The following is a 15,078-nucleotide window of genomic DNA, read 5'->3' as shown; positions in this document are numbered from 1 at the left end:
CCTTAGGAGAGGGCATGCGCGATTACAAGTGGCTGCACGAATATTGTCTGAACCGGTTTGGTTCGGCGGCCGAGTTGGAAGCCCACCTGCCTGTGCCCCTGACCCCGGCGAAACTGCGCAAGATCAGCGATGACCGCTACCTGTCGACCCTGTCGCTGCGGGTGTTTCGTGCCGGCCTGAAGCACAGCGTGGTGGACGCCAAGTGGCCGGCCTTCGAGCAGGTGTTCTTTGGGTTTGACCCGGAAAAAGTCGTACTCATGGGCGCCGAGCACCTGGAGCGGCTGATGCAGGACACGCGCATCATCCGTCACCTGGGCAAGCTCAAGAGCGTGCCGCGCAATGCGCAGATGATTCTGGATATCGAGAAGGAAAAAGGCAGCTTCGGCGGGTTTATTGCCGACTGGCCGGTGACCGATATCGTCGGCCTGTGGAAGTACCTGAGCAAGCACGGCCACCAGTTGGGCGGGCTGTCGGCGCCACGCTTTTTACGGATGGTGGGCAAGGACACGTTCGTGCCGAGCTATGACGTGGTGGCGGCGCTGAATGCGCAGAAGATCGTCGACAAGGTGCCCACCAGCCTGCGGGACCTGGCCACGGTGCAGGGCGCATTCAACCAGTGGCATGCCGAGAGCGGGCGGCCGATGTGCCAGTTGTCGATGATGCTGGCTTACACCGTGAATCATTGATACCGGGTTGATGCCATCGCAGGCAAGCCAGCTCCCACACTTGGAATGCATTCCTCTGTGGGAGCTGGCTTGCCTGCGATAGCGGCAGGTCAGGCACTACAAAAGCATCAGGCAGGCAATCCTTCCCCCGCCAACCGCCGATTCAGCTGATGCCGGTACCGCACATACATCAACGCCGTGCAGAACACCGCCAGGCTCGCCAGCATCTCGAGCACACCAAACCACTGCCGATTCGGGTCATAGGCCGCCAGCGCGCCCTTGATGAAATACAGGTTCACCACAAAGCACATCCATGAATGCCCGCGCGCGCTGCCCAGGATCATCCCCGGCGCCAGCAACAGCAGCGGCACCAATTCGATCAGCAGAATCACCCACGGCCGCGCGCCATGCAGATCGGCGAACACCAGGTAGTAGGCACACAGCAGCCCCACCAATCCCAGGAACGCCAGCAGGCTCAACGCCCGCATCGCCTTGACCCGTGGCTCCAGCCAGGCCTGGGGCGGCAGTAGCTTAGGCTTCCTGGCCACGGCCGTTCTCCAGTAGCGCAGCGGTCTTCGCCAGGCGCAGGCCGAGTGCGCGGCACAGGGCGATCTCGTGTTGATCCAACGCACGCTTGCCGTCGGCACCGGAATGGTGGCTGGCGCCATAAGGCGTACCACCGCCCTTGGTGTCGAGCAGCGCCTGTTCACTGTAGGGCAGTCCGGTGATCAGCATGCCGTGGTGCAGCAGCGGCAGCAGCATCGACATCAGCGTGGTCTCCTGGCCGCCGTGCAGGCTGGCGGTGGAGGTGAACACACCCGCCGGCTTGCCGACCAGGGCGCCGGTCAGCCACAGGTTGCTGGTGCCGTCGAGAAAGTACTTGAGCGGCGCGGCCATGTTGCCGAAACGGGTCGGGCTGCCCAGCGCCATGCCTGCGCAGTTCTTCAGGTCGTCGAGGCTGCAGTACAGCGGGCCGTCGACCGGAATGTCCGGCGCCACGGCCTCGCATTCACTGGAGATGGCCGGCACGGTGCGCAGCCGCGCCTCAAGCCCGGCTTGCTCGATGCCCCGGGCAATCTGCCGGGCCATTTCGCTGACTGAACCGTTGCGGCTGTAATACAACACCAGCACATACGGCGCACTCACGAAACCAGCTCCAGGATGTTCTCCGGTGGGCGGCCGATCACGGCCTTGTCGGCGGTGGCGAGGATCGGACGCTCCATCAGTTTCGGATGAGCGGCGATGGCAGCGATCAACTGTGCTTCGCTGAGGCTGGTGTCAGCCAGGTTGAGGGTTTTATATTCGTCCTCGCCGGTACGCAGCAGTTGCCGCGCGCTGATGTTCAGCTTGCCCAGCAGGGCCTGCAATTGCGCGGCGTCGAGCGGGGTTTCCAGGTAGCGCACCACGGTCGGTGTGAGGCCACGGGCTTCCAGCAGTTCGAGCGCACCGCGGGATTTCGAGCAGCGCGGGTTGTGATAAAGCGTCAGATCGGTCATGTGCGGGTCGCATCTTGCGTAAGGTGGCGGGTATTCTACCCGCGCTGCGCCGCGTCCTTAAACCATGAGAGGCGATAGGCCGCAGCCAACGTTCATTTTTACGAAGGATTACCCCATGACGAGGCGACTGTTAGGCGCATTGGCAATCATCGGCACACTGCTGCTCAGCGGCTGTGGCAATGATTATGGCGTTGACCAATATGGTCAGAAAGTGGCCGCCGAACGCCTGGACAAGCAATGGCTGGTGGTTAACTACTGGGCCGAATGGTGTGGCCCGTGCCGTACCGAAATCCCAGAACTCAACGCCTTGGCCGAACAGCTCAAGGGCCAGTCTGTGGGGGTGTTCGGGGTGAATTTCGACAACGTCCAGGGTGACGAGCTCAAGAGCGCCAGCGAGAAGTTGGGCATCAAGTTCACCGTACTGGCGCAGAACCCGGACGGGATCTTCGATATTCCCCGCAGTGAAGCCCTGCCGGTGACCTACATCATTGATGACAAGGGCAAGGTGCGTGAGCAACTGATGGGTGAGCAGACGGCGGAAGGGGTGTTGGCCAAGCTCAAGGCGTTGCGCGGATAAAAAATGTGGGAGCGGGCTTGCTCGCGAATGCGGTGTGGCAGTCACCGGATACATCGACTGATCCACCGCTTTCGCGAGCAAGCCCGCTCCCACATTTAGACCTGCTGCGCCTTACAGATCAGCCTTCTTCCAGCCACAACCGCAACGGCTTGCCATCCGCCGGCCAGAAGCGGGTCTGTTCGATCGGCGAAATGTCCCAGCGCTGCACGCCCTGCAGGGCCTGGAAGAAGCGGTGCTCCTGCTCCATCAGCGCTTCGGCGCAGAGTTTGCGGGTGCTGCCGACCTTGCCGAAGCTCAGCTTGTCGCCGTCCAGGGTGTAGGGCGCAAACCAATGGTTGCAGCCACCATTGCCATAGGCCCGGCCATCGGCGCCGAGGGTTACGGTCAGGTGGGCGTAATCCATCAGCGGCCGCTCACCGATCCATTCCACCACGTAGCTGTGATCCTGCTTGAGCTTGACCTCGTCGCTGGCGCAGCCCGCAAGGCCTGCACCCAGCACGGCCAGCATCAGCAGGGCTTTCATTGCGCGGCCTGCTGGCATTTCGGGCAGCGGTGCTTGTCACCCAGGGTGGCCCAGCCCAACTCGGTAACCCGTGCAGTGGCGGCCGGTTGCAGCGGTTCCTTGGTCAGCTTGGTTTCCACCGCGAATTCAAACTCCAGCACGTTGTCGCAGCTGTCGCAGTTGACCTTCCAGGTGTGAATCTCCAGTTCGCCGAATTTCGGCCCCTGGGCCATGGCGACCCACTGGCCCGCCGGGCGGATGGAGTAGCGCGCATCGCCTTCGACGGTCAGGCGCATCGACAGGGTTTTGCTGCCGCGCAGGGTGACGATCAGAACGTCGCCGTTCTTGATCGAGCCACCGTTGCCGGTGACTTGATAACGGCCCGGCACCAGGGCCCGGCATTCGATCAGGGTGTGTTGCGGGCTCAGCAAGCTGAAGCGGAAATCGTGTTCGGCCATGGATCCTCCAAATAGGCGCGGCATCCTATCATGCGCCGCTACCCATCATGGCGCGGCTATGTGACCGCTGATCATCCTTCGACGAGGTTTTGCGCCTGCCCGCCAGCCCACGCCGCGATGTTGGCCAGGGTGGTGCCGGCAATCGCCCCCAGCGCCTCGCGGGTCAGGAAGGCCTGGTGCGCGGTGATGATCACATTGGGGAAGGTCAGCAGGCGCGCCAATACGTCGTCTTGCAGGGGCAGGTCCGAGCGGTCTTCGAAAAACAGCTGGGCCTCTTCTTCATATACATCCAGCCCCAGATAGCCGAGCTGGCCGTCCTTGAGTGCGTCGATCAGCGCCGGGGTGTCCACCAGGCCGCCGCGCCCGGTGTTGATGAGCATCGCGCCGGGCTGCATATGGGCGAGGCTTTGGGCGTTGATCAGGTGTTTGCTGTCCGCCGTCAGCGGGCAATGCAGGCTGATGACCTGTGACTCGCCCAGCAACTGCGGCAGGCTCACACACCGGGCGCCAAGGGCCTCGACCTGCGGATTGGGGTAGGGGTCGTAGGCCAGCAGCTGGCAGCCGAACCCGGCCATGATCTTGGCGAATGTGGCGCCGATCTGCCCGGTGCCGACCACGCCGACGGTCTTGCCCACCAGGTCGAACCCGGTCAGGCCGTGCAGGCTGAAGTCACCGTCGCGGGTACGGTTGTAGGCTCGGTGCAGGCGGCGATTGAGGGCCAGGATCAACGCGACCGCATGTTCGGCCACCGCATGGGGCGAGTAGGCCGGCACCCGCACGATGGTCAGGCCCAGGCGCTTGGCGGCGGGCAGGTCGACATGGTTGTAACCGGCGGAACGCAGGGCGATCAGGCGGGTGCCGCCGCTGGCCAACTGCTCCAGCACCGGGGCGCTGAGGTCATCGTTGATAAAGGCGCAGACCACTTCGTGGTGTTCGGCCAGGGCCACGGTGTCGAGGTTCAGCCGGGCCGGCTGGAATTGCAGCTGCATGCCTTCGGGCAGCGGTTGGGCGAGAAAGCTGTCGCGGTCGTAGGTCTGGCTGCTGAAGAGGATGATGCGCATCAAATATTCCTTCTTGATGATGGAAAGCTGATTTTGTGGCGAGGGGGCTTGTCTGTGGTGAGTGAGCCTGCTGTGGTGAGGAAGCTTACTGTGGCGAGGGAGCTTGCTCCCGCTGGAGTGCGAAGCGCTCCCAGGATTTTGGGGCCGCTGCGCAGCCCAGCGGGAGCAAGCTCCCTCGCCACATTGCCCCGAAAGTTTACGCGCTGACCCGCGCCTCGCTGGCCAGCCGGGCAATCGCCATGTCCAGTTCATCCAGGGCCGGCATGGCCTTGGCGTCGTCCTGCTTGAGCAGGGTCTCGGCCCGTTGGCAGGCCGCACGCAGTTGCGGCACGCCGCAATACCGGGTGGCGCCGTGCAGGCGGTGCACCCGTTCGATCAGGGCGTTGCGGTCATTGGCGTCACGGGCGACGCGAATCGCTTCACGGTCCGCTTCCAGCGAGGCCAGCAGCATCGCGAGCATGTCTGCCGCCAGATCCGCCTTACCGGCCGCCAGGCGCAAACCTTCTTCATGGTCCAGTACCGGCAATTGCGTGGCATGCCCGAAACTTTCGGTGCCACGGTCCGGGCCCTGGTTGCGCAGGGCCAGCCCGGTCCATTTCAACACCACCTGGGCCAGTTGCCGTTCGCTGATGGGTTTGGTTAGGTAATCATCCATGCCGCTTTGCAGCAGGGCGCGTTTTTCGTTGGCCATCGCATGGGCCGTCAGCGCGACGATGGGCAGCGGTGTGCCATGGCGTTCGCTTTCCCACGTGCGGATTGCCTCGGTGCTCTGGCGACCGTCCATCCCCGGCATCTGCACGTCCATCAGCACCAGGTCGAAGGCTTCCTGCTTCACTGCCTCGATGGCCGAGTAACCGCTTTCCACCGCCTGGACCTTGGCGCCCATGTCTTCCAGCAGGGTTTGCACCAGCAGTAGGTTGGCCGGGTTGTCGTCGACACACAGCACCCGCGGCGCGCGGCTGGACAGGGGCTCGCCGGGTTCGCTGCGCAGCGGGCGCGGGCTGATCAGGTCGGCCAGGGCGCGACGCAGTTTGCGGGTGCACGCGGGCTTGGCCTGCAACTGGCTGTTGGGGTTGGGCACCGAGGGGTTGAACAGCAGCTGTTCGGTGGTCGGGCACAACACCAGTACCTTGCAGCCCAGGTGTTCGAGGTCCCACAGGTGCTGGTTCAAACGCTCCGGCGGAATGTCATTGGCGGTGATGCCCAGCACGGCCAGGTCAATCGCCTGTTCGGTCTGGTGGGCGCTGGTGATGCCGTTGGTCAGGCTTTCCAGGCTGTTGAACGGGGTGACTTCCAGGCCGCAGTCTTCCAGCTGATGTTGCAGGGCCTGGCGCGCCAGCTCGTGGTTTTCCAGCACCGCCACGCGCCGGCCCAGCAGCGGCGCGGAGGGCAGGTCTTCGATATCGTCACGGGTTTTCGGCAGGTTCAGGCTGATCCAGAATTCCGAGCCTTCTCCCGGCGTGCTGTCGACGCCGATCTCACCGCCCATCTGTTCGATCAGGCGCTTGGAAATCACCAGTCCAAGGCCGGTCCCGCCGGGTTGGCGTGACAGCGAATTGTCCGCCTGGCTGAACGCTTGGAACAGCGCCCGCACATCCTGGTTCGACAGGCCGATGCCGGTGTCCTGCACGCTGATGCGCAGTTGTACGCTGTCTTCCTGTTCGTCTTCAATCATGGCGCGGGCAACGATGGTGCCTTCGCGGGTGAACTTGATCGCGTTGCTCACCAGGTTCGTGAGGATCTGCTTGAGCCGCAGCGGGTCACCCACCAAGGCGAGCGGCGTGTCGCGGTAGACCAGGCTCACCAGCTCCAGCTGTTTGGCGTGGGCGGCCGGGGCGAGGATGGTCAGGGTGTCTTGCAGCAAGTCCCGCAGGTTGAACGGGATGCTGTCGAGCACCAGCTTGCCGGCCTCGATTTTCGAGAAGTCGAGGATTTCGTTGATGATGCCCAGCAGGTTATCGGCGGATTTTTCGATGGTGCCCAGGTAATCCAGTTGGCGCGGTGACAGTTCGCTTTTCTGCAACAAATGGGTGAAACCAAGGATGCCGTTCAACGGCGTGCGGATTTCATGGCTCATGTTGGCCAGAAACTCCGACTTGATGCGGCTGGCTTCCAGGGCTTCCTTGCGGGCCAGGTCCAACTCGATGTTCTGGATCTCGATGGTTTCGAGGTTTTGCCGCACGTCTTCGGTGGCCTGGTCGATGCTGTGTTGCAATTCTTCCTGGGCGTTTTGCAGGGTCTCGGCCATGCGGTTGATGCCCGAGGCCAGGTGATCCAGCTCCTGGCTACCCAGGGGTGGCAAGCGGGTTTCGAGATTGCCGTCCTTGAGTTGCGCGACGGCCTGTTTGATCAGGCCGATCGGTGAGTTGATCGTACGGCTGATGCGCAAGGCGAGGGCTGCCGTGCAGATCAGGCCGATGGCGATCAGCAGCAGGCTGGCGAACAGGCTGCGGTAGCCACGCAGCAACATGCCGTTGTGGGACAGTTCCAGCTCGACCCAGCCGAGCAGGCGGTCGGATTCATCCGGGATCAGTTCACCGGCGAGGTTGCGATGGCGGCCGAACACCGGCAGCAGATAACGGGTGGCGTCATTGCCGGTGCGCTGCAACAGGTGCGAACTGTTGCCGATGGGCGGCTGGTTGAGCATGGTCGGCCCGGCGTGGGCCAGGGGCGTGCGGTCGGGCCCGAGGAACGATACGGCGCGCACATCGGTTTGTTCCAGGGACTGGGTGGCGATGCGTTCCAGCAGGTCGGTGTTCCTGGTGCCGAGGGCCGGGGCCACCAGCGGCGCCAGTTGCTCGGCGATCATCTCGCCGCGTTGCAGCAACTGCGACTGCAACTCCGAAAGCTGCATCCAGGTGAAGTACCCGCCCAGCAGCAACGCCATCAGGCTGGTAGGCAATAAGGTCAGCAACAGTACGCGGCCTTTTATCCCCATTCTTTTAAGCACGCCACTCTCCTGCTACCACACTGTTGTCGAATTCCACGCAGGCATCCGGCCCGCGCCACCTGCGCAGTGTAGCCATTTGCGCGGCGGGGAATCTTGCAAAATTAATGACCTGAGGCAAACCTTGGGCCGCCGGACGCCCGGCGGCGGTTGCTCATGGGGGGGCAATCTTGAATAATCAGTCATTGAGAATGACTTGCAGACGCTAATGAATCCCGCAGCACTTGGCTTACCCAGTATCCTGGCGATTGAAGACGATCCTGTGCTTGGCGCCTATGTCCATGAGCAATTGGGCCTCTGTGGCTTCCAGGTGACCTGGTGCCAGAATGGCCAGCAGGGCCTGCAAATGGCCCGCGATCAGCGCTTCGACGTGGTGTTGATGGACATCCTGCTGCCGGGCATGGACGGGTTGTCGGTGCTCACGCATTTGCGCCAGAGCCATTCGATGCCGGTGATCCTGATGTCGGCCCTGGGGGCCGAAGCCGATCGCATCAGCGGTTTTCGCCTGGGGGCCGACGATTACCTGCCCAAGCCGTTCAGCATGGCCGAGTTGCGGGTGCGCATCGAAGCGATCCTGCGCCGGGTCGCCCTGGACCGGCGGCCGTTGCCGGCCCTGGCGGCGGTGCGCGGCGATGCCCGCAGCCTGCGTTTCGATGACGAGCTGTGTGATGTGTTTCACCGGGAGCAGTGGGCCGGCCTGACCCGCAGCGAATATCGCCTGTTGGAAACCCTGCACCGCAACGCCGAAGAAGTCCTCAGCAAAGCCTTCCTCTACCAGCATGTGTTCCAGCGCGGCTATGCGCCCCATGACCGCAGCCTGGACATGCACATCAGCCAGATTCGTCGCAAGCTCAAGGCTGTCGGCTACAGCGAGCGGGAAGTGCGCACGGTGTGGGGCAAGGGCTATGTGTTGAGCGGTCACGATGACGGGCTTTAAAGCCGCGTTCAAACGGCTGCCGGGCAAGCATTCGTTATTCTGGAAACTGGCCTGCCTGCTGATCGCGTTTTGCTTGCTGATGATCTGGCTCAGTTGGTCATGGGGCCGGTATATGGAAGAGCAGAATGCCTTTCTGTCCAGCGAGGCCCGCGCCACCCTGAGCGGTTATGCCGCTGGCGCGGAACTGGCCTGGAACAAGGGCGGCAACGCCGGTGTGGACGAATGGTTGCACACCCTGGGCCAGCGCGAGCGCACCTGGGTGGGGGTCATCGGCAACGACCTGCAATCCCTGAGCAGCTACCCACTGACGGACAAGGAGAGCCAGCGCCTGACCTTCCTGCGCGGCCTGGACTGGCCCGTCAGCCGGCATGCCAAGGGCCTGCCGTGGTTGAAAATCCCGTTCCCGCTCGACCCGGGTGCGGGCTCCCTGGTGATCGAGTTGCCGCGGCGTTTCATGCCCGGGCAAAACCAGCTGTTCTGGCGGATCGTCACCAATGGCGTGATTCCCGGCCTGTTCACCCTGCTGCTGTGCATCGGCCTCTACCGGCTGTTGATCATGCCTCTCAACCACCTGCGAGAGCAGGCCAACGCCTGGCGTGCCGATCAACTGGGCACCCGGCTTTCCCGCGACACCACCAGCCGCCAGGATGAACTGGGGGAATTGGGCCGCGCGTTTGACCAGATGTCTGAACGCCTGCAAGGCACCGTGGCCCTGCAACAGCAACTGCTGCGGGATTTGTCCCATGAGTTGCGCACACCGTTGAGCCGCCTGCGTGTGGCCAGTGACAGCGAGCAGGACCTGACCCAGCTGCGCGAGCGCCTCGGGAGGGAAATCGACGGCATGCAGCGCCTGGTGGACGACACCCTGCAACTGGCCTGGCTCGACACCGAACGCGCGCCGTTGCCCAAGGAAGACATCCAGGTGCAGGCGCTGTGGGACATGCTCCGGGAAAACGCCTGTTTTGAAAGTGGCTGGCCGGCTTCACGCTTGCAGTGCGAGCTGGGGGCCGACTGCTGGGTGCGCGGTCATCTGAACCTGCTGGCCCAGGCATTGGAGAACATCCTGCGCAATGCCATCCGGCACTCTGCGCAAGACGGAACGGTGCAATTGGGCGGGCAGCGTGAGGGGGATCACTGGCACTTGTGGCTGGAAGACCAGGGCGGCGGGATCGATGAGGTGGAGTTGGAGCGAATCTTTGCGCCATTCACCCGACTGGACGGCTCAAGGCCCGGCGACGGCGGCTTTGGCCTGGGCTTGAGCATTGCGCGCAACGCTGTGCAGCGTCAGGACGGCAGCCTGTGGGCGGAAAATACCGGCCAGGGTTTGCGTGTGCACATGCGCTTGCTGGCGCGCTAACGGTTACAACCTGCGCTGTTTGCGTTTTTTCCACTGGCGGGCCACCCACCAGCGCCAATAGCCCATGGTCAGGCAATAACCCAGCACCGCCATCACCAGCCCCAGTACTACCGAGCCCAGCAGGAACGGTTGCCACAGCGTCGACAACTGCCCGCTGATCCATTCCCAGGTCAGCTCGTCGGGCATGCTGCGGGGTGGCACATTCATCAGCCAGGCCCCGGTCATGTAGGTGCAGAAAAACACCGGCGGCATGGTAATCGGGTTGGTCAGCCAGACCAGGCTCACGGCAATCGGCATGTTGCCGCGCACGCTGATGGCGAGGACCGCTGCCAGCAGCATCTGCAAGGGAATGGGGATGAATGCCGCGAACAGGCCAACGGCCATGGCCCGCGCGACCGAGTGCCGATTGAGGTGCCAGAGATTCGGGTCATGCAGCAACTTGCCGAGAAAGCGTAAGGACTTGTGTTCCCGAATGCTGGTCGGATCGGGCATGTACCGTTTGAATAAGCGCCGTGGCATAAGGGGTCCAGGTCAGTTCGAGGGGCAAGTATGCCCGCATTCCACGAACGTGAAATTCAGACTTTGTGACAAATAATAATAGGCCACACCGCTAGCCCGGCTAAGACTCAATGGGTCGCTTTCAAGGAAAGATCCATGAGAACAGGGATGTTCGCACTCGCGCTGGGGCTGCTCGCCTTGCGTTTTTTACCCGCGTTGCCGTCCGGCGGCTGGCTGTTGCTGATGCCGGTGCTGGCCCTGATGCTGTTGCCTTTTCGTACCTATCCGCTGGGGTTTTTCCTGCTTGGCCTGGGCTGGGCATGCCTCAGCGCGCAGTGGGCGCTGGATGACCGGTTGGCCCCGCATCTGGATGGCCAGACCCGCTGGGTGGAAGGGCGTGTCAGCGGGTTACCGCAGCAGATGGGCGACGGTGTGCGCTTCGAACTGACCGACAGCCGGTCACGCAAGGACCTGCTTCCCAAGCGCATTCGCGTGTCCTGGCGCGGCGGCCCACCGGTTAAGAGCGGTGAGCGCTGGCGACTGGCGGTGACTCTCAAGCGTCCTTCCGGATTGCTCAATGCCGATGGCTTTGACTATGAAGCCTGGCTGCTGGCCCAGCGGATTGGCGCCACCGGCTCGGTCAAGGACGGCCAACTGCTGGCACCGCCACGACATGCCTGGCGCGACGGGATTCGCCAGCGGCTGCTGGCAGTGGATGCCCAGGGGCGAGAGGCGGGCCTGGCGGCGCTGGTGCTCGGCGATGGTTCCGGGTTGGCCGCCGAGGATTGGCGGGTCCTGCAAGCCACTGGCACCGTGCATTTACTGGTGATATCCGGGCAGCACATCGGCCTGCTGGCGGGGTTGATCTATGGCCTGGTCGCCGGGCTTGCGCGCTACGGGGGGTGGCCAAAACCTTTGCCGTGGCTGCCCTGGGCCTGCGGCCTGGCGTTTGCTGCAGCGCTGGGCTACGGCCTGCTGGCAGGTTTCGAGGTGCCGGTGCAACGGGCCTGCGTGATGGTGGGCCTGGTGTTGCTGTGGCGTCTGCGGTTTCGTCACCTGGGAATCTGGTGGCCGCTGTTGCTGGCGCTGGACGCGGTGCTGATCCTCGAACCGCTGGCCAGCCTGCAGCCGGGGTTCTGGTTGTCTTTTGCGGCTGTTGCGGTGCTGATTTTGGCGTTCAGTGGCCGATTGGGCCCCTGGCCCTTGTGGCAAGCCTGGACCCGCGCCCAATGGATGATTGCCATCGGCCTGTTTCCGCTGCTGCTGGTGCTCGGCCTGCCCATCAGCCTGAGCGGGCCGCTGGCCAACCTGGTTGCGGTGCCGTGGATCAGCCTGGTGGTGCTGCCCCTGGCCTTGCTGGGTACGGTGTTATTGCCGCTGCCTTATATAGGAGAGGGGTTGTTATGGCTGGCGGGCGGCACACTGGACGGGCTGTTCAAGGCCTTGGCGCTGCTGGCGCAGTACTTGCCGGCCTGGATACCGGCGCAAGTGCCCATTGGCTATTGGCTGGTGAGCCTGCTGGGGGCGGTGCTGTTATTGCTGCCCAAGGGCGTCCCGTTTCGGCTGCTGGGCTGGCCGATGTTGCTGCTGGCAGTGTTCCCGCCGCGGGAGTCGATACCTCATGGGCTGGTCGAGGTGGTGCAGCTGGATGTCGGCCAGGGGTTGGCGATCATCCTGCGTACCCGCAACCATGTACTGCTGTATGACGCCGGGCCGCGCTCCGGTGAGTTCGATCTTGGCGCGCGTGTCGTATTGCCTGCGTTGCGCAAGCTGGGGGTCGCAGAGCTGGACGTGATGCTGCTCAGTCATGCCGATGCCGATCATGCCGGCGGCGCGTTGGCCGTCGCCCATGGGTTGCCGGTCAAGCGTGTGGTGGGCGGTGAGACGGCACGGCTGCCGGCCTCGCTCGGTACCCAGGCGTGTGTCAGCGGCGAGCAGTGGGAGTGGGACGGCGTGAGGTTCGAGCTATGGCAATGGCCTGATGCGACGGACGGTAACCAGATGTCCTGCGTGTTGCGGGTGCAGGCCAATGGCGAGCGCTTGTTGCTGACCGGGGATATTGACCATGACGCCGAGCGGGCATTGCTGGCCACTCCCATGGGCGCTCCTGTCGATTGGCTGCAAGCGCCGCACCACGGCAGCCGCAGCTCGTCGTCATGGGCCTTTCTACAGCGCCTGGCACCCAAGGCCGTGTTGATTTCCCGGGGGCGCAGCAATGGGTTTGGCCACCCGCATCCACAGGTGCTGGAGCGTTACCAGGCCATGGGCAGCGCGATTTATGACAGTGCCGAGCAAGGCGCACTCCGCCTGCAACTGGGCACGTTCCAGCCGCCGCTGGCCGCGCGCAGCCAGCGGCGTTTCTGGCGCGAGCGCCCGCCGCAAAACAGCGTTACCAAAGAGCGGCCCCTGCGTCAGGATGCTCTGGGGCAGGCCAGCCCTTCCACCGGACCCTTATGGTAAAGTGGCGCACTTTTTCGAGGGGACATTCACTGTGTGGGAATTGGTCAAATCCGGCGGCTGGATGATGTTGCCGATCATTTTGAGTTCCATCGCCGCACTCGGCATCATCGCCGAACGCCTATGGACCCTGCGTGCCAGCCGTGTAACGCCTGACCACCTGCTGGGCCAGGTCTGGGGCTGGATCAAGAACAAGCAGCTCGACAAGACAAAACTCAAGGAACTGCGCGCCAACTCGCCCCTGGGTGAAATCCTCGCCGCCGGCCTCGCCAACTCCAAGCACGGTCGCGAGATCATGAAGGAGTGCATCGAAGAGGCCGCCGCCCGGGTCATCCATGAGCTGGAGCGCTACATCAATGCCCTGGGCACCATCGCCGCCATGGCACCGTTGCTCGGCCTGCTCGGTACGGTGCTGGGCATGATCGATATTTTCAGCTCATTCATGGGGTCGGGCATGACCACCAACGCCGCAGTGCTGGCCGGTGGTATTTCCAAGGCCTTGATCACCACGGCGGCGGGCCTGATGGTCGGTATTCCTTCGGTGTTCTTCCACCGTTTCCTGCAACGGCGCATCGACGAACTGGTGGTGGGCATGGAGCAGGAAGCCATCAAGCTGGTGGAAGTGGTACAGGGCGACCGTGACGTGGACCTGGTTGAGGGCAACGCGTGAAATTTCGTCGCAAGCAACGGGAAAACGTCGATATCAACCTGGCGTCGTTGATCGACGTGGTGTTTATCCTGCTGCTGTTTTTTGTCGTCACCACCACCTTTACCCGGGAAACCCAGCTGCGCGTCGACCTGCCGGAAGCCGTCAGCGGTTCGCCGGCGGAAGACCAGCAGGCCAAGCAACTGGACATCGCCATCAGCGCCGATGGCGTGTTCTCGGTGAATAACCAGTTGCTGGAGAAAAACGACCTGGCCAGCCTGATGGAAGCGCTGCAAAAAGAGTCTGGTGGGGACACTAACTTGCCACTGTCCATCAGCGCCGATGGCAACACCAAGCACCAGGCCGTCATCACGGCGATGGACGCTGCCGGCAAGCTCGGCTTCAGCCATTTGCGCATGACCACCGTCGAGGCGGCGAGCCAACCCTGATGGCCATGACTGATCGTTTGCTCAAGGCCTGGTACGAAGGCCATCCTGCACTTGCGTTATTGCAGCCGCTGGAATCCCTCTATCGCCGGGTGGTGCAGCGCAAGCGCGCACGGTTCCTGGCGGGCGAGGGCGAGATCTATCAGTCGCCGGTGCCGGTCGTGGTGGTAGGCAATATCACGGTGGGCGGCACCGGCAAGACGCCCATGATTCTCTGGCTGATCGACCATTGCCAGCGCAGTGGTTTGCGCGTCGGTGTGGTCAGCCGCGGTTATGGCGCCAAGCCGCCACAGTTTCCATGGCGCGTAGAGGCCGATCAAACCGCTGCGGTGGCGGGGGACGAACCCTTGCTGATCGTGCAGCGCAGCGGCGTGCCGCTGATGATCGACCCCGACCGCAGCCGCGCCGTGAAGGCGCTGTTGGCCAGCGAAACCCTCGACCTGATCCTCTCCGACGACGGCCTGCAACATTACCGCCTGGCCCGTGATCTGGAACTGGTGTTGATTGACGCCGCCCGCGGGCTGGGTAACCGTCGCTGCCTGCCGGCGGGGCCGTTGCGTGAGCCGGTCGAGCGTTTGCAGAGCGTCGATGCGCTGCTTTACAACGGCGCAGGTTCTGACCGTGACGACGGCTTTGCCTTCCGTCTGTTGCCTGCCGCGCTGGTCAACCTGCATTCCGGCGAGCGTAAACCCGTCGAACACTTCGCGGTGGGGCAGCAGGTACATGCGGTGGCCGGCATCGGCAACCCGCAACGTTTCTTCAACACCCTTGAAACGCTACACTGGCGCCCAATACCCCATGCTTTTGCCGACCACGCGCCGTACAGCGCCGAGGTCTTGAATTTCACACCGGCACTGCCGTTGGTCATGACTGAAAAGGACGCGGTGAAGTGCCGCGCCTTTGCCAGGCCCGACTGGTGGTACCTTGCGGTGGACGCGGCACCGTCACCGGCGTTTATCGCCTGGTTCGACACGCAGTTGATGCGCTTGCTGCCCGCTCGCCTTTTGCCTTAAAACGCTGCTCTCCAGGAC

Annotated in this window: 16 protein-coding genes; 8 read left to right on the top strand and 8 right to left on the bottom strand. The window is 63.4% G+C overall.

The window, feature by feature from the left end:
- Nucleotides 1-14 precede the first annotated feature (14 nt).
- Nucleotides 15-686, top strand: a complete 672-nt coding sequence (locus HX801_RS12940; RefSeq protein WP_004371396.1) for a DNA-3-methyladenine glycosylase I — start codon at nt 15-17, stop codon at nt 684-686.
- Between the two features lie 107 nt (nt 687-793).
- On the opposite strand, the gene HX801_RS12935 is transcribed toward HX801_RS12940, so the two are convergent.
- The 3 genes from HX801_RS12935 to arsC are packed head-to-tail and all read right to left on the bottom strand — an operon-like array spanning nt 794 to nt 2,161.
- The gene (locus HX801_RS12935) at nt 794-1,213 is read right to left on the bottom strand and encodes a DUF2069 domain-containing protein (RefSeq protein WP_177022202.1); all 420 of its coding nucleotides are present in this window, start codon (nt 1,211-1,213) and stop codon (nt 794-796) included.
- Nucleotides 1,197-1,811 carry an NAD(P)H:quinone oxidoreductase gene (gene wrbA / locus HX801_RS12930; protein ID WP_177022201.1) on the bottom strand — a complete coding sequence of 205 codons (615 nt, stop codon included), beginning with the start codon at nt 1,809-1,811 and terminating at the stop codon, nt 1,197-1,199. The genes HX801_RS12935 and wrbA overlap by 17 nt, the downstream gene beginning before the upstream one ends.
- Nucleotides 1,808-2,161 carry an arsenate reductase (glutaredoxin) gene (gene arsC, locus HX801_RS12925; RefSeq protein ID WP_004371385.1) on the bottom strand — a complete coding sequence of 118 codons (354 nt, stop codon included), beginning with the start codon at nt 2,159-2,161 and terminating at the stop codon, nt 1,808-1,810. Before arsC ends, wrbA begins: the two co-directional genes overlap by 4 nt.
- Before the next feature lie 115 nt (nt 2,162-2,276).
- On the opposite strand from arsC, the gene HX801_RS12920 reads away from it, so the two are divergent.
- Complete coding sequence (locus tag HX801_RS12920; RefSeq protein WP_177019557.1) at nt 2,277-2,738, top strand: TlpA disulfide reductase family protein; 462 nt, start codon at nt 2,277-2,279, stop codon at nt 2,736-2,738.
- A 118-nt stretch (nt 2,739-2,856) separates the two neighbouring features.
- Here the strand turns inward: HX801_RS12920 and HX801_RS12915 are convergent, their stop codons facing one another.
- The 4 genes from HX801_RS12915 to HX801_RS12900 all read right to left on the bottom strand — a co-directional run bounded on the left by HX801_RS12915 (nt 2,857) and on the right by HX801_RS12900 (nt 7,709).
- Complete coding sequence (locus HX801_RS12915) at nt 2,857-3,261, bottom strand: META domain-containing protein (protein WP_004371380.1); 405 nt, start codon at nt 3,259-3,261, stop codon at nt 2,857-2,859.
- On the bottom strand, nt 3,258-3,698 hold the full coding sequence (locus tag HX801_RS12910) for a hypothetical protein (protein WP_004371378.1): 441 nt from the start codon (nt 3,696-3,698) through the stop codon (nt 3,258-3,260). Before HX801_RS12910 ends, HX801_RS12915 begins: the two co-directional genes overlap by 4 nt.
- Before the next feature lie 71 nt (nt 3,699-3,769).
- Nucleotides 3,770-4,759 carry a 2-hydroxyacid dehydrogenase gene (locus HX801_RS12905; protein ID WP_177022200.1) on the bottom strand — a complete coding sequence of 330 codons (990 nt, stop codon included), beginning with the start codon at nt 4,757-4,759 and terminating at the stop codon, nt 3,770-3,772.
- A gap of 196 nt (nt 4,760-4,955) precedes the next feature.
- Nucleotides 4,956-7,709, bottom strand: a complete 2,754-nt coding sequence (locus HX801_RS12900) for a response regulator (RefSeq protein WP_008434994.1) — start codon at nt 7,707-7,709, stop codon at nt 4,956-4,958.
- Between the two features lie 205 nt (nt 7,710-7,914).
- Here HX801_RS12900 and HX801_RS12895 point away from each other — a divergent pair, with 205 nt between their 5' ends.
- Together HX801_RS12895 and HX801_RS12890 are read left to right on the top strand one after the other, a co-directional pair.
- Nucleotides 7,915-8,643 carry a response regulator transcription factor gene (locus HX801_RS12895; protein WP_004371371.1) on the top strand — a complete coding sequence of 243 codons (729 nt, stop codon included), beginning with the start codon at nt 7,915-7,917 and terminating at the stop codon, nt 8,641-8,643.
- Entirely contained in the window at nt 8,630-10,000 is a 1,371-nt protein-coding gene (locus HX801_RS12890; protein WP_008434990.1) for a sensor histidine kinase, read from the top strand. The genes HX801_RS12895 and HX801_RS12890 overlap by 14 nt, the downstream gene beginning before the upstream one ends.
- A gap of 3 nt (nt 10,001-10,003) precedes the next feature.
- Here the strand turns inward: HX801_RS12890 and HX801_RS12885 are convergent, their stop codons facing one another.
- Complete coding sequence (locus HX801_RS12885) at nt 10,004-10,519, bottom strand: DUF2062 domain-containing protein (RefSeq protein WP_004371367.1); 516 nt, start codon at nt 10,517-10,519, stop codon at nt 10,004-10,006.
- Between the two features lie 147 nt (nt 10,520-10,666).
- Here HX801_RS12885 and HX801_RS12880 point away from each other — a divergent pair, with 147 nt between their 5' ends.
- The 4 genes from HX801_RS12880 to lpxK are packed head-to-tail and all read left to right on the top strand — an operon-like array spanning nt 10,667 to nt 15,060.
- A complete protein-coding gene (locus HX801_RS12880; protein ID WP_177022199.1) occupies nt 10,667-12,958 on the top strand; it encodes a DNA internalization-related competence protein ComEC/Rec2 in 2,292 nt (763 codons plus the stop codon).
- Nucleotides 12,959-12,989: 31 nt separating this feature from the next.
- Nucleotides 12,990-13,625 carry a MotA/TolQ/ExbB proton channel family protein gene (locus HX801_RS12875; protein WP_004371363.1) on the top strand — a complete coding sequence of 212 codons (636 nt, stop codon included), beginning with the start codon at nt 12,990-12,992 and terminating at the stop codon, nt 13,623-13,625.
- The gene (locus tag HX801_RS12870; protein WP_004371361.1) at nt 13,622-14,050 is read left to right on the top strand and encodes a biopolymer transporter ExbD; all 429 of its coding nucleotides are present in this window, start codon (nt 13,622-13,624) and stop codon (nt 14,048-14,050) included. The genes HX801_RS12875 and HX801_RS12870 overlap by 4 nt, the downstream gene beginning before the upstream one ends.
- Complete coding sequence (gene lpxK, locus HX801_RS12865; protein WP_177022198.1) at nt 14,050-15,060, top strand: tetraacyldisaccharide 4'-kinase; 1,011 nt, start codon at nt 14,050-14,052, stop codon at nt 15,058-15,060. Before HX801_RS12870 ends, lpxK begins: the two co-directional genes overlap by 1 nt.
- Nucleotides 15,061-15,078: the final 18 nt, after the last annotated feature.

The sequence above is a fragment of the Pseudomonas sp. G1002 genome, from assembly GCF_013385455.1.
In the GTDB taxonomy this organism is placed as follows: Bacteria; Pseudomonadota; Gammaproteobacteria; order Pseudomonadales; family Pseudomonadaceae; genus Aquipseudomonas.
This window is presented reverse-complemented; position numbering and strand designations above follow the sequence as displayed.